The 13,765-nt window shown below is 70.9% G+C and carries 14 protein-coding genes; 4 read left to right on the forward strand and 10 right to left on the reverse strand.

Annotation, left to right across the window (positions count from 1 at the left end):
* Nucleotides 1–55: 55 nt before the first annotated feature.
* The 5 genes from rlmB to ACFYM0_RS32385 all read right to left on the reverse strand — a co-directional run bounded on the left by rlmB (nt 56) and on the right by ACFYM0_RS32385 (nt 4,665).
* The gene (rlmB, locus tag ACFYM0_RS32365) at nt 56–1,027 is read right to left on the reverse strand and encodes a 23S rRNA (guanosine(2251)-2'-O)-methyltransferase RlmB (protein WP_388507618.1); all 972 of its coding nucleotides are present in this window, start codon (nt 1,025–1,027) and stop codon (nt 56–58) included.
* Between the two features lie 109 nt (nt 1,028–1,136).
* Nucleotides 1,137–2,534 carry a cysteine--tRNA ligase gene (gene cysS, locus ACFYM0_RS32370; RefSeq protein ID WP_388507621.1) on the reverse strand — a complete coding sequence of 466 codons (1,398 nt, stop codon included), beginning with the start codon at nt 2,532–2,534 and terminating at the stop codon, nt 1,137–1,139.
* A gap of 105 nt (nt 2,535–2,639) precedes the next feature.
* On the reverse strand, nt 2,640–3,173 hold the full coding sequence (gene ispF, locus ACFYM0_RS32375; protein WP_388507623.1) for a 2-C-methyl-D-erythritol 2,4-cyclodiphosphate synthase: 534 nt from the start codon (nt 3,171–3,173) through the stop codon (nt 2,640–2,642).
* Nucleotides 3,163–3,918 (reverse strand): 2-C-methyl-D-erythritol 4-phosphate cytidylyltransferase, encoded by a 756-nt coding sequence (ispD, locus tag ACFYM0_RS32380; protein WP_388507626.1) that lies wholly within the window; start codon nt 3,916–3,918, stop codon nt 3,163–3,165. The genes ispF and ispD overlap by 11 nt, the downstream gene beginning before the upstream one ends.
* Nucleotides 3,919–4,182: 264 nt before the next feature.
* Nucleotides 4,183–4,665, reverse strand: a complete 483-nt coding sequence (locus tag ACFYM0_RS32385; protein ID WP_003953493.1) for a CarD family transcriptional regulator — start codon at nt 4,663–4,665, stop codon at nt 4,183–4,185.
* A 611-nt stretch (nt 4,666–5,276) separates the two neighbouring features.
* Between ACFYM0_RS32385 and ACFYM0_RS32390 the strand changes: the two genes are divergently transcribed.
* A complete protein-coding gene (locus tag ACFYM0_RS32390; RefSeq protein WP_388507629.1) occupies nt 5,277–5,927 on the forward strand; it encodes a DUF461 domain-containing protein in 651 nt (216 codons plus the stop codon).
* 80 nt (nt 5,928–6,007) lie between these two features.
* On the opposite strand, the gene ACFYM0_RS32395 is transcribed toward ACFYM0_RS32390, so the two are convergent.
* Together ACFYM0_RS32395 and ACFYM0_RS32400 are read right to left on the reverse strand one after the other, a co-directional pair.
* Entirely contained in the window at nt 6,008–6,688 is a 681-nt protein-coding gene (locus tag ACFYM0_RS32395) for a response regulator transcription factor (RefSeq protein WP_007265514.1), read from the reverse strand.
* Nucleotides 6,685–7,929, reverse strand: a complete 1,245-nt coding sequence (locus tag ACFYM0_RS32400) for an ATP-binding protein (protein ID WP_327253535.1) — start codon at nt 7,927–7,929, stop codon at nt 6,685–6,687. The genes ACFYM0_RS32395 and ACFYM0_RS32400 overlap by 4 nt, the downstream gene beginning before the upstream one ends.
* A gap of 226 nt (nt 7,930–8,155) precedes the next feature.
* Here ACFYM0_RS32400 and phoU point away from each other — a divergent pair, with 226 nt between their 5' ends.
* Both phoU and ACFYM0_RS32410 read left to right on the forward strand, forming a co-directional pair.
* Nucleotides 8,156–8,833 (forward strand): phosphate signaling complex protein PhoU, encoded by a 678-nt coding sequence (gene phoU, locus ACFYM0_RS32405; RefSeq protein ID WP_030858619.1) that lies wholly within the window; start codon nt 8,156–8,158, stop codon nt 8,831–8,833.
* Between the two features lie 139 nt (nt 8,834–8,972).
* Complete coding sequence (locus ACFYM0_RS32410; RefSeq protein ID WP_243339483.1) at nt 8,973–9,125, forward strand: hypothetical protein; 153 nt, start codon at nt 8,973–8,975, stop codon at nt 9,123–9,125.
* Nucleotides 9,126–9,497: 372 nt separating this feature from the next.
* On the opposite strand, the gene ACFYM0_RS32415 is transcribed toward ACFYM0_RS32410, so the two are convergent.
* Nucleotides 9,498–10,259 carry a phosphoglyceromutase gene (locus ACFYM0_RS32415; RefSeq protein ID WP_250744579.1) on the reverse strand — a complete coding sequence of 254 codons (762 nt, stop codon included), beginning with the start codon at nt 10,257–10,259 and terminating at the stop codon, nt 9,498–9,500.
* A 162-nt stretch (nt 10,260–10,421) separates the two neighbouring features.
* On the opposite strand from ACFYM0_RS32415, the gene ACFYM0_RS32420 reads away from it, so the two are divergent.
* Entirely contained in the window at nt 10,422–11,747 is a 1,326-nt protein-coding gene (locus tag ACFYM0_RS32420) for an MDR family MFS transporter (RefSeq protein ID WP_388507634.1), read from the forward strand.
* A 5-nt stretch (nt 11,748–11,752) separates the two neighbouring features.
* On the opposite strand, the gene ACFYM0_RS32425 is transcribed toward ACFYM0_RS32420, so the two are convergent.
* On the reverse strand, nt 11,753–12,298 hold the full coding sequence (locus ACFYM0_RS32425; RefSeq protein WP_388507637.1) for a YbjN domain-containing protein: 546 nt from the start codon (nt 12,296–12,298) through the stop codon (nt 11,753–11,755).
* Nucleotides 12,291–13,679 (reverse strand): D-inositol-3-phosphate glycosyltransferase, encoded by a 1,389-nt coding sequence (gene mshA, locus ACFYM0_RS32430; RefSeq protein WP_388507639.1) that lies wholly within the window; start codon nt 13,677–13,679, stop codon nt 12,291–12,293. Before mshA ends, ACFYM0_RS32425 begins: the two co-directional genes overlap by 8 nt.
* Nucleotides 13,680–13,765 lie beyond the last annotated feature (86 nt).

Raw genomic sequence — 13,765 nt, forward strand, 5'->3', positions numbered from 1 at the left:
CAAGTGGATCAAGCGGCGGCCGCGGTGGTGCTCAGACGGCTGCTGCGGGTGGTGCTCAGGCGCGGCCGCGGGTGGCGCGGCGGCGGGAGGCCTCGTAGAGGACGACGCCCGCGGCGACACCGGCGTTGAGCGACTCGGCGCCGCCCGGCATCGGGATGCGCACGAGGTAGTCGCAGTTCTCGCCGACGAGGCGGCCGAGGCCCTTGCCCTCGGAGCCGACGACGATGACGACGGGGCCGCCGAGCGCTTCGAGCTCGTGGACCTCGTGGGTGCCTTCGGCGGCGAGGCCGACGACGGTGATGCCGGCCTTCTTGTACTCCTGGATGGCGCGGGTCAGGTTGGTGACCCGGGAGACCGGGGTACGGGCGGCGGTGCCGGCCGAGGACTTCCACGCACCGGCGGTCATGCCGGCGGCGCGGCGCTCGGGGATGACCACGCCGTGGCCGCCGAAGGCGGAGACGGAGCGGACGATCGCGCCGAGGTTGCGGGGGTCGGTGACGCCGTCGAGGGCGACGATGAGGGGGTCCTCGTGGTTCTCGTACGCGGCGGCGGTGAGGTCCTCCGGGTGCGCGTACTCGTAGGGCGGGACCTGGAGGACCAGGCCCTGGTGGTTGAGCCCGTTGGTGAGGCGGTCGAGCTCGGGGCGCGGGGCTTCCATCAGGTTGATGTTGCCGCGCTCGGCCGCGAGCTGGAGGGCCTCGCGGACGCGCTCGTCGTTGTCGATGAACTGCTGTACGTACAGGGTGACGGCCGGCACGCCGTCGCGCAGCGCCTCGAAGACCGGGTTGCGGCCGACGACCATCTCGCTGGTGCCCTTGGGGCCGCCGCGGCGGGGAGCCGGACGGCGCTTGGCGGCCTGGCGGGCCATGGCGTTGCTGATGCGGTTGGCCTTGTGCTTCTTGCGGTCCTCGGCCTTGGGCGTGGGGCCCTTGCCTTCGAGGCCCTTGCGCCGCTGGCCACCGCTGCCGACCGTCGCGCCCTTCTTGTTGGACGTGCGGCGGTTCCTGCGCTGGCTGTTCCCGGCCATGACCTCTACCTGATTTCGTTGGTTCTGCGATATGTACGTATGAAGAGTGTGCCGCCCGGGATGCCGGGCAGCCCAATCCGAGTGCTCCAGTGGGACTGCGCCGGTGTGCTCAGCGGGGGCCGAGCGTCCATCGGGGTCCGGTGGGGCTGTCCTCGATGACCAGGCCCGACTGCTGGAGCTGGTCGCGGATGGCGTCGGCGGTGGCCCAGTCCTTGCGGGCGCGAGCCGACTCGCGCTGCTCCAGGACCAGGCGCACGAGGGTGTCCACGGCTCCGTGGAGGTCCTCCCCGCGGTCCGTCTCGCCGGCCCAGTGCGGGTCGAGGGGGTCGAGTCCGAGGACACCGAGCATGGCCCGTACCTCCGACAGGCGCGCGATGGCCGCGTCCTTGTCGTCGGCGGCGAGCGCGCTGTTGCCCTGGCGGACGGTGGTGTGGATGATCGCGAGCGCCTGCGGGACGCCCAGGTCGTCGTCCATGGCCTCGGCGAAGGCGGGCGGGACCTCGGCGGCGGGCTCGACGGACCCGCCGGCCTTCTCGATGACGCGCTGGATGAACCCCTCGATGCGCGCGAAGCCGGACTCGGCCTCGCGCAGGGACTCCACGCTGTACTCGATCATCGAGCGGTAGTGCGGGGTGCCGAGGTAGTAGCGCAGCACGATCGGGCGCCAGACCTTGAGCATCTCGGAGACGAGGACGGAGTTGCCCAGCGACTTGGACATCTTCTCGCCGGAGAGGGTGACCCAGGCGTTGTGCATCCAGTACTTCGCGAACTCGTCGCCGTAGGCCTTGGCCTGGGCGATCTCGTTCTCGTGGTGCGGGAAGATCAGGTCGAGCCCGCCGCCGTGGATGTCGAAGGCGCTGCCGAGGTACTTGTGCGCCATCGCGGAGCACTCCAGGTGCCAGCCGGGACGGCCGCGGCCCCACGGGGTCTCCCAGTCGGGCTCGCCCGGCTTGGAGGCCTTCCACATGGCGAAGTCGCGCGGGTCGCGCTTGCCGGAGACGCCCTCGTCGGGCTGGCGCAGGTCGTCGATGTTCTGGTTCGACAGCTCCAGGTACCCGGGGAAGGAGCGGACGTCGAAGTAGACGCTGCCGTCGGCCTCGTACGCGTGTCCGCGCTCGATGAGGCCGCGCATCATCTCGATCATCTCGGGCACGTGGCCGGTGGCGCGCGGCTCGTACGTGGGCGGGAGGCAGCCCAGCGCGTTGTAGCCGTCGTTGAAGGCGCGCTCGTTCTCGTAGCCGATGGACCACCAGGGGCGGCCCTGCTCGCCGGACTTCCCGATGATCTTGTCGTCGATGTCGGTGACGTTGCGGATGAAGGTGACGTCGAGCCCGCGGTGGGTGAACCAGCGGCGCGCGATGTCGAAGTTCAGGTACGAGCGGACGTGCCCGATGTGCGGAGCCGCCTGCACGGTGGCGCCACAGAGGTAGATCGAGACGCAGCCCGGGACGAGCGGGGTGAAGTCACGGATCTGCCGGGCGCTGGTGTCGTACAGGCGAATAGTCACGGCAACCAGGGTAGTGCGCCTGTAGCAGTGCCCCGCGACCCTTTCGGCACGCGGGGCCCGCTTTGTTGTCGAAGTGCCGCGGGAGCGGTGTGGGCGTACGGGGTACTAGGCCCGGTTCGTCCGGTAGACGAGGGCCGTGGCGATGGCGGCGAGGCCTTCGGCGCGGCCGGTGAGGCCCAGTCCGTCCGTGGTGGTGCCGGAGACGGAGACGGGGGCGCCCGCCGCCGCGCCGAGCGCCTTCTGCGCCTCTTCGCGCCGCTTGCCGATCTTCGGGCGTACGCCGATCACCTGGACGGCGATGTTGCCGATCTCGAAGCCTTCGGCGCGAACGATCCGGGCCGCTTCCGCCAGAAGGGTGATTCCGGCGGCGCCGGACCATTCGGGGCGGGAGGTGCCGAAGTGTGCGCCGAGGTCTCCGACGCCGGCGGCGGAGAAGAGGGCGTCGCAGGCGGCGTGCGCGGCGACGTCCCCGTCGGAGTGCCCGGCGAGGCCGTCCTCGCCCTCCCAGAGCAGGCCGGCGCACCACAGCTCGCGGCCGGTCTCGAAGGCGTGCACGTCGGTGCCGATGCCGACGAGCGGCATCAGCGGGGCCGCGGGGGCGGCGTCGGGGGCCGGGGCGGCGGTGGGACTAGTAGGCATCGGTGGCCCTCCGGCGGGCGAGTACGGCCTCGGCGAGGACCAGGTCGAGCGGGCGGGTGACCTTGAAGGCCTCTTCGTGGCCGGGGATCACCACGACGGTGACGCCGAGCTGTTCCACCATGCCGGCGTCGTCCGTGGCGCCCTCGCCGTCGGCCGTGCCCGCCGCGAGCTTCTCGTGCGCGAGGCGGAGCGTGGCGAGGTCGAAGCCCTGCGGGGTCTGCACGGCGCGCAGCCGGGCCCGTACGGGGGTGGCGACGACCGGCTCGGGCTCGCCGGGCCGGCCGGGCTCGACCTCCTTGACGGTGTCGGCCAGCGGCAGGGCGGGGACGACGGCGGGTGCGCCGTCGCGAACGGCCTCGACGACGGAGTCGACGGTGTCCACGGGGACCAGGGGGCGGGCCGCGTCGTGGATGAGGACGGTGGTGATGTCGGCCGGGAGCGCGTCCAGGCCGGCGCGCACGGATTCCTGCCGGGTCTCCCCGCCGGGGACGACCAGGATCTCGGTGCGCTCGGGCAGGGCGTGCTCGTCGATCAGCCGGCGCACCTCGGCGGTGCCGTCGGCCGGGGCCACGACGACGACGAGGGAGATCGCACGGGAGCGCGCCATGGCGCGGACGGCGTGGATGAGCATGGGGGTGCCGCCCAGGGTCCGCAGGGCCTTGGGGGCGCCGGGACCGAGACGGACCCCGCGGCCGGCGGCCGGGATCACCGCGGCGGTGCGGTGGGGGCGCGATTCGTCAGACATCAGTAGCTCCGAGCCAGGTTTGTGACTTCGGCCGACATGGGTATGGCCTGAAGGGTGCCGGGTGCGACGCCCCTCGCCCCTTCCGTGACGACCGGTCGAGTCGGCTGCCCGGACCCGGCACGCCAGTGAGTACAGGCATCGGCAAGTACAGGCATCAGCGAGTACCGGCATGGGTCCAGACATGCCGCAGCGCCCGGCAACAAGTCTCCTTGTCAGCGGGCACCGCGGCACAACTGTGTACGACAAAGCGTACGAATGATCGCGTCAGGACGCGAGCACTTCGTCGAGGAGGGCCTCGGCCTTGTCCTCGTTGGTGTTCTCGGCGAGCGCGAGCTCGCTCACCAGGATTTGGCGCGCCTTTGCGAGCATGCGCTTCTCACCTGCGGAAAGCCCACGCTCACGCTCACGACGCCACAGGTCACGCACAACTTCGGCGACCTTGATGACATCGCCAGAAGCGAGCTTTTCCAGATTTGCCTTGTAGCGCCGGGACCAGTTCGTCGGCTCTTCGGCGTACGGTGCGCGGAGCACCTCGAAGACCCGGTCCAGCCCGTCCTGGCCGACTACGTCGCGAACGCCTACGAACTCCGCATTGTCCGCAGGAACGCGAACGGTCAGGTCACCCTGGGCGACCTTGAGCACCAAGTAGGTCTTGTCCACGCCTTTGATCTGGCGAGTTTCGATGGCCTCGATCAGCGCGGCCCCGTGATGGGGATAGACCACGGTGTCGCCAACCTTGAACGTCATGTGACAGGTACCCCTTCCGTGGCTATCCAGGGTAACACGAGAATCGACCGTTATGAATGGCGTTTTCGCAGGTCAGGGCCCATCTCAGGGCTTGACAACAGCAACAGGAACGTGCTGCGGGAGGCTTGCGGAAGGGGGTATTCGCAGGTCGGAGGCACTGCGCGGACCAGGCGAAACGGCTAGGTTACACCTGTCCGGGAGCCCCGACGATGTGGCGTACGTCCCGTTTTGACGGTTTCCGAGGTGGGAAACCGAAGTACTCCGTTCGACTGGCGGCCACCCGTACGGCGTCCGTTCCGGCCCAATCCTGAATTGATCACCGGCGGTGTTCGAGGAAATCCGGAAATTGATCACCGGAGCCGCGCCGGCCTTTGCGGGCGGCCCTTTTGTGAATGGAAGATCACCCGGCCCCGGCGGGGCGGCGGCGCAACGCGCCGGTGCGGGGGCGGGACCCCGCGCAGGGCCCGGCCCCACGCTGCGGAGGGTCGGGTGCGGGGGCGGGGCGGCGGCTCGGTAACCTAAGCGCGCTGACACATCCTTAGAGCGGCTTTACTTCGCCGCTCCGAGGCGTCCACCCTTCCGTTCCGTACGTCCAAGGAGTTGCCTCCCCCGTGAGCCGCAGCCTTCGACGCGGCGCCCTCGCCGCCACCGCCGTCGTGTTCTCGATCGTCTCGCTGGGCGCCTGCGCCGCGGGCCACGACGCTCCGACTCTCCAGGTCAAGCCGGACAATGCCGCCGTGACCAAGGGCGACATCAAGATCCAGAACGCTCTGGTGATCACCCAGGAGAAGGACAAGAAGGGCCCGGCCGCGGTCTCCGCGACGGTGTTCAACACCGGCACCAAGGAGCAGACGCTCGAGGGCATCACCCTTCCGGGCGGCAAGGCCGTCGTGACGCTGAAGCCCGCGGGCAGCGGCTCCAAGATCGTCATCCCGGCCGGCGGCTCCGTCCTCCTGGGCGGCAAGGGCAACGCCTCCGCCGTGATCGCCGGCGGGGACTCCGTCATGGACGGCAACGTCCAGAAGGTCTCCTTCCAGCTGAGCACCACGGGTGACGTCGAGCTCGACGCCTTCGTCGTCCCGGCCACCGGCATCTACGAGGGCTACGGCCCGACCGCCGCGGCGGCCGTCCCGTCGGGAAGCCCCTCGGGCTCGCCCTCCGGCTCCCCCTCGGGCTCGCCGTCGCCGTCCGGGTCCCCCTCGGGCTCGCCCGCGAGCAGCCCGTCCGGATCCCCCTCCGGATCCGCGTCCGCCGGTCACTGAGGCGCGAAGCACCGTACTCAACGGGAACGGCCCCCGTCCGCTCGATGCGGACGGGGGCCGTTGCCGTGTTCGGGGCCGGTTTACGGCTCGAACTTGTAGCCGAGGCCACGGACCGTGACCAGGTAGCGGGGCGCGCCCGGGTCCGGCTCGATCTTGGCGCGCAGGCGCTTCACGTGGACGTCGAGGGTCTTGGTGTCGCCGACGTAGTCGGCGCCCCAGACCCGGTCGATGAGCTGCATGCGGGTCAGTACGCGGCCCGCGTTGCGCAGCAGCATCTCGAGCAGGTCGAACTCCTTCAGCGGGAGGTCCACCTTGGCTCCGGCGACGGTGACCACGTGGCGGTCGACGTCCATCCGGACGGGGCCCGCTTCCAGGGCCGCCGGGGTGACCTCTTCCGGCTCGCCGCGGCGGCGCAGGACCGCGCGGATGCGGGCGACCAGCTCCCGCGAGGAGAAGGGCTTCGTGACGTAGTCGTCTGCTCCTATCTCCAGCCCGACGACCTTGTCGATCTCGCTGTCCTTGGCGGTCACCATGATCACGGGAACGTTGGAGCGGCCGCGGAGCTGCCGGCAGACCTCCGTGCCGGGCAGGCCGGGGAGCATCAGGTCGAGGAGGACGAGGTCGGCGCCGTTGCGCTCGAACTCGTCGAGCCCGTCGGGCCCGGTCGCGGCGATCGCGACCTCGAAGCCCTCCTTGCGGAGCATGTAGGACAGGGCGTCGCTGAAGGATTCCTCATCCTCGACGACGAGCACTCGGGTCACGGAAGGACCTCCGGGGCAGGGATGGCTGGTGCGGTGTGAGGTTCGAGCAGGGTGTTGGCGGGTGCGGAGGCCGTCGCCGGGACCGGCGCGGCCGCTTCGGGGAGTCGCAGGGTGAACGTGGAACCCTGACCCTCCGAGCTCCATACCGACACCTCCCCGCCGTGCGAAGCCGCTACGTGCTTCACGATCGCAAGGCCCAGGCCGGTTCCTCCCGTGGCGCGGGAGCGGGCCGGGTCCACACGGTAGAAGCGTTCGAAGATGCGCTCGCGGTCCTTTTCCGGGATGCCGATGCCCTGGTCGGTCACGGCTATCTCGATCAAGTCTCCACCCGGCGCGGTGACCCGGCGCGCGGCGATGCCGACGCGGGTGCGGGCGGGGCTGTAGTTGACGGCGTTCTCGACCAGGTTTCCGAGGGCGGCCGCGAGCTGCCCCCGGTTGCCCCATACCCGCAGGTCGGCGGTGCCGCCGGCGGCCATGGTGATCTGTTTCGCGGAGGCCGTGTGGCGGCAGCGGTCTATGGCCTCGGCCACGAGCGTGTCCACCCGCATCGGCTCCGCGTCCTCCAGGGGGTCGTCGTTCTGTACCCGGGAGAGGTCGATGAGTTCTTGTACGAGGTTGATCAGGCGGGTGGCCTCGATCTGCATGCGGCCGGCGAAGCGGTGCACCGCCTCGGGGTCGTCCGAGGCGTCCATGACGGCTTCGGAGAGCAGGGAGATCGCGCCGACCGGGGTCTTGAGCTCGTGCGACACGTTCGCGACGAAGTCGCGGCGCACGGCCTCGATGCGGCGGGCCTCGGTGAGGTCCTCCACGAGGAGGAGCACCAGGCGGGAGCCGAGCGGGGCGACGCGCGCCGACACGGCGAGCGCCTCGCCGCGGCCGGTGCCGCGCCGGGGCAGGTCGAGCTCGACCTGCCGTATCTCCCCGTCGCGCCGGGTGTCGCGGGCCATGTGGAGCATGGGCTCGACGGCCAGCTTGCCGCCGCGGACCAGGCCGAGGGCATATGCCGCCGAGCTGGCCTTGACCACCGCGTCCCCCTCGTCGAGTACGACGGCGGAGGAGCGGAGTACGGAGAGGACGGTGTCCACTCCGGGTGGGAGCACCGCGTTGATGTCGGGGCGCATGGAGCTCCGGGTGGGGCGGGCTTGGTCGCGCTCGCTCCAGCGGAACGCCAGCATCGCGATCACACCGGTGCAAAGACCGGCAATCGCTGCAGCTGCGGCGACCGCCGCGTTCACGTCCATGACTCCAGGTTAAGCAGGCCGGGGGACACTTCCACAGCCGTTCGGGTGGCACCTCGAACAGTCGTCGCCCAGAGTTCACCCTGACGACCGTGCTGATTCACTTGGGATGCCGGAGTCGGTCGCGTTCGAGGTTCACCGTGGCAACGTGGGGCCGATGGCCGCACCGGCCCGCTCCCCGGGCAGTTACTTGCAGTAGGCAGTAGTAGGTCGAGAGAGGGACACGAGAATGCGTGACGCGTACCACGAGGAACTGGACTCGATCGGTGAAGGCCTGGTCGAAATGGCCCGGCTGGTCGGCTCCGCCATCGGGCGGGCCACGACCTCCATGCTCGACGCCGACCTGAAGCTCGCCGAGAGCGTCATCGCCGCCGACCAGAAGGTGGACGACCTCCAGCACGACCTGGAGGCCCGTGCGATCGCGCTGCTCGCGCGCCAGCAGCCGGTCGCCACCGATCTGCGCATCGTCGTCACCTCGCTGCGCATGAGCGCGGACCTGGAGCGCTCCGGCGACCTGGCACAGCACGTCGCCAAGCTCGCGCGGCTGCGCTTCCCGGACACGGCGGTCCCGCGCGACCTGCACGCGACCATCCTGGAGATGGGGCAGCTCGCGCAGCGGCTGATGGCGAAGGCCGCCGAGGTCATCATCACCAAGGACGTCGACCTGGCGCTCCAGCTGGAGCAGGACGACGACGAGATGGACCAGCTGCACCGCACGCTGTTCCAGCACCTGATGGACGACCGCTGGAAGCACGGCATCGAGACGGCCGTCGACGTGACCCTGCTGGGCCGCTACTACGAGCGCTTCGCGGACCACGCCGTGTCGGTCGCCAAGCGCGTGGTCTACCTGGTGACGGGTGAGCACGCGGACGAGCTCCAGGCCCCCACGCAGGTCGAGGGCGTCTGAGCCGGAGGGCCGGGGCCGGCGGGGGCTCGGTCAACGCCGCCGGGGGCTCGATCAACAACGAGCCCCCAATGCGCCGTTGACGCGGGGGCCGGGCTGGGCATGAATGAGGGCGAAGGCACAACGCCTACGAGGAGGATCCATGCCCGATTCCCCCGTCCCCATCACCCCGGAGCAGGAAGCGCAGCCCCCGGAGGGCCTGCGCCTGCGCTTGCCCCTGCTCGCGGCCTGCGGCTGCGGCTCGGGCTGCGGCTGCGGCTGCCAGTCCGGTGCCCCCTGCCAGTGCGGCGGCTGAGGCCGCCCGCCCGGCCACCCGTACGCGAAGGGCCCCGTCCGACTCCCGTCGGCCGGGGCCCTTCGCATCGGTCCCATCGAGTCGGTTCCATCGAAGAGGAGGCGGACACGGCCATGCGCTTCGACGGCAGCAACGCGGCGGCCTGGCGCGCGGAGATGGACCGCAGGATCGCCGAACGCGGTGCGCGGCCCCGCCGGCCGGCTGCGGCCGAATGACCGCTCCGATCGCATGTCCGCCCCCAAGTCCGCTGTTGGGCCGGGACGGTTGTACGAGTTCCCACGCCGGTTCGCGCCCGGTCCCACCGCGGGCCCGGGACAGACGAATGCCCCCGATCCGCGCCGTCTGCGCAGGTCGGGGGCGTGATCGCTTGTGTTACTTCTTCTTGCCCTGGTTCTTGACGGCCTCGATGGCGGCCGCCGCGGCGTCCGGGTCGAGGTAGGTGCCGCCCGGGTTGAGGGGCTTGAAGTCGGCGTCCAGCTCGTAGGAGAGCGGGATGCCGGTCGGGATGTTCAGGCCCGCGATGTCCTCGTCGGAGATGCCGTCGAGGTGCTTGACCAGCGCGCGCAGGGAGTTGCCGTGCGCGGCGACCAGGACGGTGTGGCCGTCCAGCAGGTCCGGGACGATCGAGTCGTACCAGTACGGGAGCATGCGGACGACGACGTCCTTGAGGCACTCGGTACGGGGGCGCAGCTCCGGCGGGATGGAGGCGTAGCGCGGGTCCCCGGACTGCGAGAACTCGGTACCGTCTTCGAGCGCCGGCGGCGGGGTGTCGTACGAGCGGCGCCACAGCATGAACTGCTCCTCGCCGAACTCGGCGAGGGTCTGGGCCTTGTCCTTGCCCTGGAGGGCGCCGTAGTGGCGCTCGTTGAGGCGCCAGGAGCGGTGGACCGGGATCCAGTGGCGGTCGGCGGCCTCCAGCGCGAGCTGGGAGGTGCGGATCGCCCGCTTCTGGAGGGACGTGTGAACCACGTCGGGGAGAAGTCCGGCGTCCTTCAGGAGTTCGCCACCGCGGACTGCCTCCTTCTCGCCCTTCTCGTTGAGATTGACGTCCACCCAGCCGGTGAACAGGTTCTTCGCGTTCCATTCGCTCTCGCCGTGGCGGAGGAGGATCAGCTTGTACGGTGCGTCGGCCATGCGTACGAGCCTAATGGACGCACCCGCCCGCCCGCGCGCGGTGTGTACGGCATGTGGGACGGTCCCCGATTGACGGCAGACGTCAATCGAGTGGCTCTGGAGGGCCGCTATATGTAGGTTCCGAAGGAGCAGAGGGACGCTTACATCTCGGGGGGATTCCGTATGTCCGTTGCCAGTGTGAGACGGGCCGCCCGCGAGAGCGTGGCGGGTCTGCCCCGGGAGTTCTGGTGGCTCTGGACGAGCACGCTGGTCAACAGGCTCGGGGCCTTCGTCGCCACATTCATGACCTTGTACCTGACCCTGGAACGGGGCTATTCGGCCTCCTTCGTGGGACTTGTGGTGGCCCTGCACGGGCTCGGCGGAGTGGTGTCCTCGCTCGTCGCCGGGGTGCTCACGGACCGGCTGGGCCGGCGGCCCACGCTGATGGCGGCGCAGACGTCGACCGCGTTCTCGGTTGCACTGCTCGGGTTCATGGAGCACCCGGCGGCGATCGCCGCGGTGGCGCTGCTGGTCGGCATGACCTCCAACGCCTCGCGGCCGGCGGTGCAGGCGATGATGGCGGACATCGTCCGCCCCGAGGACCGGGTACGGGCCTTCGCGCTGAACTACTGGGCCATCAACCTGGGCTTCGCCGTCAGCTCGACCGTGGCGGGCTTCGTCGCGGAGTACAGCTACCTGGCCGGGTTCCTCGGCGAGGCGGCCCTGACGCTGGTCTGCGCGGTGCTCGTCTACCTCAAGCTGCCGGAGTCCCGGCCGGAGAAGACGGCGGCGGAGAAGGCGGCCGCCGAGCCGGAGATCGGCATGGGGACCGTGCTGCGGGACGGGCGGTTCATGGGTGTGGTCGGGCTGTCGTTCCTGATCTCGCTGATCTTCATGCAGGGCTCGTTCGGGCTGCCGCTCGCGATGGGCGCGGCCGGTTTCTCCACCGTCGACTACGGGCTGGTCGCCGCCGTGAACGGCGTGCTGATCGTGGTGCTGCAGATCCCGGTCACCCGGTTCATCGAGCACCGCGATCCGCAGAAGCTGCTGGTGATCTCGGCGCTGCTGGCCGGGTACGGGTTCGGGCTGACGGCCTTCGGCGGCTCGGTCTGGAGCCTCGCGCTGACCGTCTGCGTGTGGACGCTGGCCGAGATCGTCAACTCGCCGACCCAGATGGGCCTGGTGGCGCGGCTCTCCCCGCTGCACGGGCGCGGCCGCTACCAGGGCATGTACACGATGTCGTGGGCGGTGGCCTCGCTGATCGCCCCGCTGATGGCGGGCTTCGCGATCGAGCACTTCGGCGCGGCCTGGCTGTGGGGTGCGACGGCGGTCCTGGGGACCATCGCCGCGGGTGGCTACTGGCTGCTGATGAGGGGGCTCGCGCAGGACGAAGCCGGCCCGGTGGAGACGGTCGTCGAGGCGTTCGCGGAGCCGGTCGCGGAGGCTGTCGTGGGGGTCGCCGCCCCGGCGAAGGCGCGGACGAAGGATCCGGTGGCTCCGGCCGCCTGACCCGCCTACTCCGGCTGCGCCGCCGCCCCCGACGGCTGCGTCAGGTTCTTGAAGGCGTCCAGGTTGCGCGTGGACTCGCCCCGCGAGACCCGCCACTCGTACTCCCGCCGGATCGCGCTCGCGAAACCCAGCTCCAGCAGGGTGTTGAAAGCCCCGTCGGCCGCCTCCAGGACCGTGCCGAGCAGCCGGTCCAGATCGTCGGGGGTGATCACCGACAGGGGGAGGCGGGCCGTCAGGTAGACGTCGCCGAGCGCGTCGACCGCGTAGGCCATGCCGTAGAGCTTGAGGTTGCGCTCCAGGAGCCAGCGGTGGACGCCGGCCGCGTTCTCGTCCGGGTGGCGGATCACGAAGGCGTTGACCGACAGGGAGTGTTTCCCGGCCTTGAGCGAGCAGGTGGTGCTCAGCTTGCGGGTGCCGGGGAGCTGGACCACGTACGAGCCCGGCTCCGGGCTCTCCCAGCTCAGTTCCGCGCCGGTCAGCGTCGCTTCGATGATCGCGGCGGCGTCGGTGCCTTCGGTGCCGGTGCCTGCGGTGGGGTCAGCGTCAGCCATGGTGGGAGCGTACGTGACGGCGGTGATCGTGCATCGCCCCCGTGTACACGTCGGCCGTGCCGCTCGCTGCGGTGTCCCAGCCGAAGAACTGCGCGTGCCGCGCGGCCGCCTCGCCCATCCGGTCCGACAGTCCCGGCTCGTCCACGAAGCGCCGTAGCTCGCGGGCGTAGTCCACCGGATCGTGGCCGGGTACGAGGATCCCCGTGACCCCGTCGTTGACGGCGACCGGCAGCCCGCCGACGGCAGCGGCCAGCACCGGCGTGCCGGTGGCCTGCGCCTCTATCGCGACCAGCCCGAAGGACTCGCTGTACGAGGGCATGACCAGCACGGACGCCGCCCGGAACCAGTCCGCGAGCGCGTCCTGCGCCACCGGCGGGTGGAAGTGCACGAGGTCCGCGATGCCGAGCTTCGCGGCGAGCTTCTGCAGCCCCTCCGGCTTCGCGAGCCCGCTGCCGCTCGGCCCGCCGACGACGGGCACGAACAGGCGGGTGCGCAGCGCCGGCTCGCGGTCCACCAGTTCCGCGACGGCCCGCAGCAGGATGTCGGGGGCCTTGAGCGGCTGGATGCGGCCCGCGAAGAGCGGGATGACGGCGTCTTGCGGCAGTCCGAGGCGGGCGCGGGCAGCAGCGCGGCCGTCGGCGACGGTGAAGCGCTCGAGGTTCACGCCGGGGTGGACGACGGCGACCTTGCCGGGGTCGGCCGCGTAGTGGCGGACGAGCTCGTCGGCTTCCTCGGCGGTGTTGGCGATGAGCCGGTCCGCGGCGTCGACGATCTGCGTCTCGCCGATGACGCGGGCGGCGGGCTCGGGCGTGTCGCCCTCGGCGAGCGCCGCGTTCTTGACCTTGGCCATGGTGTGCATGGCGTGCACGAGCGGGACGCCCCAGCGCTCGGCCGCGAGCCAGCCGACGTGACCGGAGAGCCAGTAGTGGGAGTGGACCAGGTCGTAGTAGCCGGGGCGGTGGCGGGCCCACGCCTGCATGACGCCGTGGGTGAAGGCGCACAGCTGGGCCGGCAGCTCCTCCTTGGCGAGGCCCTCGTACGGGCCCGCGTCCACGTGCCGTACGAGGACGCCGGGCGCGAGCTCGACCACGGGCGGCAGGCCGCCGGTGGTGGCACGGGTGAAGATCTCGACCTCGATGTTGATCGCGGCGAGGCGCCGGGCCAGCTCGACGATGTAGACGTTCATGCCGCCGGCGTCGCCGGTGCCGGGCTGGTGCAGCGGTGAGGTGTGCACGCTGAGCATGGCGACGCGCCGCGGCTTGCGGTGCCCGCCGACGCCGGCGGGCAGGCGCAGGCGCGGCGGCTCGTGGCGGGTGCCGGAACGGGCCGCGGCGAAGCGGCCGCCGATGCTGCCGCCGATGCGGGACACGTACTGGCTCAAGGGAGCAGTTCCTCTCGCTCGGACGGCATGACACGGAGAGCGCTGTCGGCGCTCTTCTAGGAGTGCAACCCGGACGGCCGTCCCCC

Origin of the sequence: Streptomyces sp. NPDC006487 (assembly GCF_042870555.1) — a bacterium.
Classification (GTDB): domain Bacteria; phylum Actinomycetota; class Actinomycetes; order Streptomycetales; family Streptomycetaceae; genus Streptomyces.